The organism is Dietzia sp. SLG310A2-38A2 (assembly GCF_014145095.1).
In the GTDB taxonomy this organism is placed as follows: domain Bacteria; phylum Actinomycetota; class Actinomycetes; order Mycobacteriales; family Mycobacteriaceae; genus Dietzia.
This window is the reverse complement of record NZ_JAALDX010000054.1, coordinates 1-6412: the sequence shown is the minus strand read 5'-3', so window position 1 is coordinate 6412 and position 6412 is coordinate 1. Positions and strand designations below refer to the sequence as shown.

Genomic DNA, 6412 nt, shown 5'->3' with positions numbered 1-6412 from the left:
CGGCGCCGGGACGACCATGGCGTTCTGGACCGGCCCCGCGGGTGCACGCGTGCCCCGGTTCGGACCCGACTCCGCGGCCCGACACCTGTCCGAGGGGGGTGCCGTCCCGCTCGACGGGGTCGACCCCTCGGGCGCGGCCGGTCGCGATGTCGACACCCCCGAGGACGTCCTGGCGCTGACCGGACGCGCTGTGGGTGAGGCCACCGCGGCCGTTCTGAGGACCCCCTCTGTGAGTCAACGTGCTCACTCCGCCGGGGTATCGGCCACAATGGTCCGGTGACCGCAGACGATCCCGTCCTCGAGCAACTCCCCCGACCCCGTGACCGCTACCTCAACCGAGAACTCAGCTGGCTCGACTTCAACGCACGAGTGTTGGCCCTGGCGGGCGAGAAGGACCTGCCGTTGCTCGAGAGGGCCAAGTTCCTCGCGATCTTCGCGTCGAATCTGGACGAGTTCTACATGGTGCGGGTGGCCGGCCTCAAGCGCCGCGACAAGACGGGGCTGTCGGTCAGATCCGCGGACGGCCAGACGCCCGCCGAGCAGCTCGGCCGGATCAGCGTCCGGACCCGTGAGCTCTGCGACGAACAGACCCGGCTGTTCCACGATGAGATCAGACCCGCACTCGAGGCGCACGGGATCCGGATCCTGCCCTGGGGCGAGCTCACCGCCGACGAGCGGTTCTCCCTGGCGGAGCTGTTCAGGAACTCGATCTTCCCCGTCCTCACGCCGCTCGCCGTCGACCCGGCGCACCCCTTCCCCTACATCTCCGGACTCAGCCTCAACCTGGCGGTGATCATCCGCGACATCGGGTCGGGACAGGAGCACTTCGCCCGGGTCAAGATCCCCCACAACGTGCCCCGGTTCGTCAGGGTCGCCCGGGAGGCGGAGGACGAGTACTCGTTCGTGCCCGCCGAGGAGATCATCGCGGCCCACCTCGGCGATCTGTTCCAGGGCATGGAGGTGGTCGAGCACCACGTCTTCCGTGTGACCCGTAACGCGGACATGGAGGTCGAGGAGGACCGTGACGAGGACCTGCTGCAGGCGCTCGAGCGCGAACTCGCCCGCCGCCGCTTCGGTTCCGCCGTGCGTCTGGAGATCGCCGAGGACATGACGCCGCGGATGCTCCGGATCCTGCAGCACGAGCTCGACGTGGACGCAGAGGACGTGATCCGCTTCTCGGGACTGCTCGATCTGACGGGGCTGTGGCAGATCCACGGCCTGGACATGCCCGACCTCAAGGACCCGGCGATGGTCCCCGCCACACCCCCGGCATTCGGGGAGCGTGAGACCGCCCGGAACATCTTCGCCTCCCTCCAGGAGGGCGACGTCCTGGTCGAGCACCCCTACGACTCGTTCGCCACCACGGTCCAGCGCTTCATCGAGCAGGCCGCGGCGGACGAGAACGTGCTGGCGATCAAGCAGACCCTGTACCGGACCTCCGGCGACTCCCCCATCGTCAACGCGCTCGTGGACGCCGCGGCGGCCGGTAAGCAGGTGGTCGCGCTGGTGGAGATCAAGGCCCGCTTCGACGAGCAGAACAACATCCGCTGGGCGCGCGAACTCGAACAGGCCGGCGTCCACGTGGTGTACGGCCTGCTGGGACTCAAGACACACTGCAAGACCTGCCTGGTGGTGCGGAAGGAGGGCGACCGCCTCCAGCGATACGCCCACATCGGCACCGGAAACTACAACCCCAAGACGGCCCGCCTGTACGAGGACGTGGGGCTGTTCACCGCGGACGAGGACGTCGTGTCGGATCTGACGGACCTGTTCAACCACCTCACCGGGTTCTCCAACGTCTCCAAGTACCGGCGACTGCTCGTGGCGCCCGAGGGCATCCGATCGGGGATCATCGAGAGGATCGACCGCGAGATCGGCTTCGCGGCCGAGGGTCGTGAGGCGGGGATCCGTCTCAAGGCCAACGCGCTGGTCGACGAGCAGATCATCGACGCCCTCTACCGGGCCTCACAGGCGGGCGTGCAGGTGGACATCGTGGTCCGCGGGATCTGCGCCCTGCGTGCCGGGGTCCCGGGGCTCAGCGAGAACATCCACGTCCGCTCGATCCTCGGCCGCTTCCTCGAGCACTCTCGGATCCTGAACTTCCGCGGTGCGGACGAGGTGCTCATCGGCAGCGCCGACATGATGCACCGGAACCTTGATCGCCGTGTCGAGGTGATGACCACGGTGACCGACCCCCGGCTCAAGGGACAGATCCACCGCATCTTCGATTCCGCCCTCGACCCGGCCACCCGCAGCTTCCATCTGCGCCCCGATGCCTCGTGGACGCGGATGCCCGCCCCAGGGGACCGGTCCGACTCTGTCGATCACCAAGAGCGCATGGCCTCCGTCCACGCGGGGTTCCGGGACCGATGAGCAGGAAGTCGAACGGCGGCACGACCCGCGTCCGGGTGGTCCCCGCAGCCGGGGCCGTCCTGTACCGCATGGACGGGGATTCAGCCCGCTGCGCCGTGGTCCACCGCCCCCGGTACGACGACTGGTCACTGCCCAAGGGCAAGGTCGATCCCGGCGAGTCACTCCCCGTCACCGCGGTGCGCGAGATCGCGGAGGAGACAGGGTTCACCGCGGCGCTCGAGTCGAGGATCGGGACCACCGCGTACCCGCTCAAGGAGAACACCCGGAAGGAGGTCACCTACTGGTCCGCTCTCGCCTCCGGCGGCGGCTTCGAACCGAACTCCGAGGTCGACGAGATCCGGTGGCTCCCGGTGGACGAGGCCAAGGAACTGGTCTCGTACGCGCTGGACCGCAAGATCATGACGCGCTTCGCCGCGGCGCGACCGGTGGAGTCGGTCCTCCTGTTGGTCCGGCACGCCAAGGCGGGGAGCCGCTCGGAGTGGAGCGGAGACGACTCGTCGCGCCCTCTCGACAAGGCCGGACGCGCCCAGGCCGAACTCCTGGTCCCGATGCTCAGGGCGTTCGGCGTCCGGAAGCTGCACAGCGCCCCACGGGTGCGTTGCGAGCAGACCCTGGGCCCACTCGCCGACGAACTCGGGGTCGGGGTCGCCCTCGAGCCGGTTCTGAGCGACGAAGCGTACCTGGACGATCCCGTCGCCGCCCGGGCCCGCGTGCTCGAGATCGCCGGCGGCGACGGGGTGGCGGCGGTGAGTTCGCAGGGCACCGCTATTCCCGGCCTCGTGGGTGACCTCGCCGAGCTGGCCGGGATCGAAGTGGGAGACACCTCGACCAAGAAGTCCGGAACCTGGGGGCTGGGGTTCGACGGCGGGACCCTGGTGTTCGCCGACTATTACCCGAGCCCCCTCCCCGTGCGGTGAGACAGATGCTCAGCTGACCTTGTCGCGGTGGTTCACGCCGTTCTTCCCGACACCGCCGAAGGACTGGTGTGAGCTGGACCGCTTGGCGGCGAGGCGCCCCTCCGGGAGTGTCTCGGTGCCCTGGACGACGGACTTGAAGTACTGCCCGGGCCGGAAGGCCGGCGAGTACGTGGGTGGCACCGGGATGGACTCACCGGTGTGCGGGTTGCGCGCGACCCTTGCCGCGCGTGCACGCTTCTCGAAGATGCCGAATCCCATGATGGTGATGGACTCTCCCGCGGCCACCGCCCGCACGATGATGTCGAGAGTGTTCTCCAGCGCCTCGGTGGCGAGCTGGTGGTCTCCGTCCATCCGTTCCGCCAGCTCGGCGATCAGGTCGGCCTTGTTCACGAGGGGTCCCCCTTAGGGTGAGTACGCCGGCGCGGCAGAAAACCGCGCCATACGAATATAAGCATACTCACACGTTGCCGTCACGGGGAGGGTTCCGGACGTGACTCCGCGACCGGCGGGTCAGCCGTGATCAGGCAGGGTGGTGACCGGCTTGAACGTCGGCCGGCGCTCCTCGAACTCCGCGATCGCATCGGCCTGCCGGAGGGTGAGCCCGATGTCGTCGAGACCCTCCATGAGGCGCCAGCGGGTGTAGTCGTCGATCTCGAACGGGACCGTCACGTCACCCGCGGTCACGGTCCGCGTCCCCAGGTCGACGGTCAACTCGAGGCCCGGACGCTCGTCCATGATCTTCCACAGCAGATCGACGTTCTGCTGCTCGACCTGCGCCGCCACCAGACCGGACTTGCCGGAGTTACCGCGGAAGATGTCGGCGAAGCGCGAGGAGATGACGACGCGGAAGCCAAAGTCCTTGAGCGCCCACACCGCGTGCTCGCGCGACGAACCGGTGCCGAAGTCCGGCCCCGCCACGAGCACGGATGCGCGGTCGTACGGGGCACGGTTGAGGACGAAGTCCGGCTCGTTCGCGCGCCACGAAGAGAACAGCCCGTCCTCGAACCCGGTACGGGTGACGCGCTTGAGGTACTCGGCGGGGATGATCTGGTCGGTGTCCACGTTCGACCGGTGCAGTGGGGCCCCGATGCCGGTGTGGGTGGTGATCGGCTCCATGATGATCATGCCCCCTTCGCGGGCTCGAGATCGGCGGGCGAGGCCAGCCGACCGATGACGGCCGTGGCCGCGGCGACCGCCGGGCTGACGAGATGGGTGCGGGCGCCCTTGCCCTGGCGGCCCTCGAAGTTGCGGTTGGAGGTCGAGGCACAGCGCTGGCCGGGCTCGAGTGAGTCCGGGTTCATCCCGAGGCACATAGAGCACCCTGGTTGACGCCATTCGGCACCGAACGCGGTGAACACCTTGTCCAGGCCCTCCTCCTCTGCCAGCAGTCGCACCTGCATCGATCCCGGGACGACCAGCATCCGGACGCCGTCCGCGACCTCGCGGCCGTCGATGATCTCCGCCACCGTCCGGAGGTCCTCGATGCGCCCGTTGGTGCAGGAGCCCACGAAGACCACGTCCACCGGGACCTCGCGCAGCGGGGTGCCGGCCTCGAGATCCATGTAGTCGAGCGCGCCCTCGGCGGCGACACGGTCGCTCTCGTCCCCGAAGGACTCCGGGTGCGGGACGGTGGACCCGAGGGGCACGCCCTGTCCGGGGTTGGTCCCCCAGGTGACGAACGGGGTGAGGGCGGAGCCGTCGATCACCACGTCGGTGTCGAAGACGGCGTCGTCGTCGGTCCGCAGGCCGTTCCAGTACTCGACGGCCGCATCCCACTCCTCCCCGGCGGGGGCGTGCGGCCGCCCCTTCAGGTAGTCGTAGGTGGTCTGGTCCGGGGCGATCATCCCGGCGCGGGCGCCGGCCTCGATGCTCATGTTGCAGATGGTCATCCGCGCCTCCATCGAGAGCTTCTCGATGGCCTCGCCGCGGTACTCGATGACGTACCCCTGGCCGCCGCCCGTCCCGATCTGGGCGATGACGGCCAGGATGAGGTCCTTGGCGGAGACCCCCGGCTGCAGTTCACCGGTGACGGTGACGGCCATGGTCTTGAACGGCCGCAGGGACAGTGTCTGGGTGGCCATCACGTGCTCGACCTCGGACGTCCCGATACCCATCGCGATGGAGCCGAACGCGCCGTGCGTCGACGTATGCGAGTCCCCGCACACGACGGTCATGCCGGGCTGCGTCAGGCCGAGCTGGGGTCCGATGATGTGGACGATGCCCTGCCCCGGGTCACCCATCGGGTACGCCCGGACCCCGAACTCCGCGCAGTTGGTGCGCAGCGTCTCGATCTGGGTCCGCGAGACGCGGTCGGCGATGAGGTTGATGGCACCGCCGACGATGTCGGTCGGGACGTTGTGGTCCTCGGTCGCCAGGGTGAGGTCCGGGCGGCGCAGGCCGCGGCCGGCCAACCGGAGCCCGTCGAAAGCCTGGGGGCTGGTGACCTCGTGGATGAGGTGGAGATCGATGTAGATGAGGTCGGGCTGACGGGCTTCGCCCTCTCCCTCGCCCCTGACCACCACGTGGTCGTCCCAGACCTTCTCCGCCAGGGTCCGGCCCCGGGCACCTCCGGACGGTGTCACACTCATCACGCCTCCAGTCCACGCCCGGGTGTCGAACCGATGGATTCTCACCATGTAGGACGCTATAGTCGAACTGTGAGACAGTATAGCGGGATCGGAGTCCTCGACAAAGCCATGACGGTGCTCCACGCGGTGGCCGAGCAGCCGTGTGTCCTGGCGGACCTCTGCGAGCGCACCGGACTCCCCCGGGCCACCGCCCACCGGCTCGCGGTGGGCCTCGAGATCCACCAACTCCTCTCCCGGGACGATGCCGGAGTGTGGAGCCTCGGCCCCGGCCTGGCCAAGCTCGCCGCGCACGCCGCCGACTCCCTCGCGGAGGCGGCATCCACCGTCCTGCCCCGCCTCCGCGAGGCCACGGAGGAGAGCGTCCAGGTGTACCGCCGCGACGGCGACCGGAGGATCTGCGTGGCCTCCGCCGAACCCCCCACCGGCCTGCGGGACACCGTCCCCGTGGGGGCCATCCTGCCCATGAGCAGGGGTTCGGGCGCGAAGGTCCTTGCGGCGTGGGCCGACCCGGCCACCCAGCGCGCACTACTGATG

At 69.1% G+C, this 6412-nt stretch carries 6 protein-coding genes and 1 pseudogene; 4 read left to right on the top strand and 3 right to left on the bottom strand.

Translation table 11 applies throughout. The features are described from left to right. From G6027_RS02115 to G6027_RS02105, 3 genes and pseudogenes are all read left to right on the top strand, one after another. A pseudogene (locus G6027_RS02115) lies at positions 1-280 on the top strand (2-phospho-L-lactate guanylyltransferase); the annotation flags it as partial. Next, positions 277-2373, top strand: a complete 2097-nt coding sequence (locus G6027_RS02110; protein ID WP_182634968.1) for an RNA degradosome polyphosphate kinase — start codon at positions 277-279, stop codon at positions 2371-2373. The pseudogene G6027_RS02115 and the gene G6027_RS02110, both read left to right, overlap by 4 nt. Beyond that, complete coding sequence (locus tag G6027_RS02105; protein ID WP_182634967.1) at positions 2370-3290, top strand: NUDIX domain-containing protein; 921 nt, start codon at positions 2370-2372, stop codon at positions 3288-3290. Before G6027_RS02110 ends, G6027_RS02105 begins: the two co-directional genes overlap by 4 nt. 9 nt (positions 3291-3299) lie before the next feature. On the opposite strand, the gene G6027_RS02100 is transcribed toward G6027_RS02105, so the two are convergent. The 3 genes from G6027_RS02100 to leuC form a co-directional block, all read right to left on the bottom strand. After that, positions 3300-3680: an HU family DNA-binding protein gene (locus G6027_RS02100; protein ID WP_182634965.1), complete on the bottom strand. Its 381-nt coding sequence runs from the start codon at positions 3678-3680 to the stop codon at positions 3300-3302. Between the two features lie 120 nt (positions 3681-3800). Next, a complete protein-coding gene (leuD, locus tag G6027_RS02095) occupies positions 3801-4406 on the bottom strand; it encodes a 3-isopropylmalate dehydratase small subunit (RefSeq protein ID WP_182634972.1) in 606 nt (201 codons plus the stop codon). A gap of 5 nt (positions 4407-4411) precedes the next feature. Next, positions 4412-5878: a 3-isopropylmalate dehydratase large subunit gene (gene leuC / locus G6027_RS02090; RefSeq protein WP_182634963.1), complete on the bottom strand. Its 1467-nt coding sequence runs from the start codon at positions 5876-5878 to the stop codon at positions 4412-4414. A gap of 69 nt (positions 5879-5947) precedes the next feature. Between leuC and G6027_RS02085 the strand changes: the two genes are divergently transcribed. Then, the coding region (locus G6027_RS02085) for a helix-turn-helix domain-containing protein (protein WP_182634961.1) at positions 5948-6412 on the top strand (465 nt) is incomplete at its 3' end.

Coding starts and splice junctions, on each gene's coding strand:
- leuD (WP_182634972.1), bottom strand. CDS start 4,406: ATGGAGCCGATCACCACCCACACCGGCATCGGGGCCCCACTGCACCGG.
- leuC (WP_182634963.1), bottom strand. CDS start 5,878: ATGAGTGTGACACCGTCCGGAGGTGCCCGGGGCCGGACCCTGGCGGAG.
- G6027_RS02105 (WP_182634967.1), top strand. CDS start 2,370: ATGAGCAGGAAGTCGAACGGCGGCACGACCCGCGTCCGGGTGGTCCCC.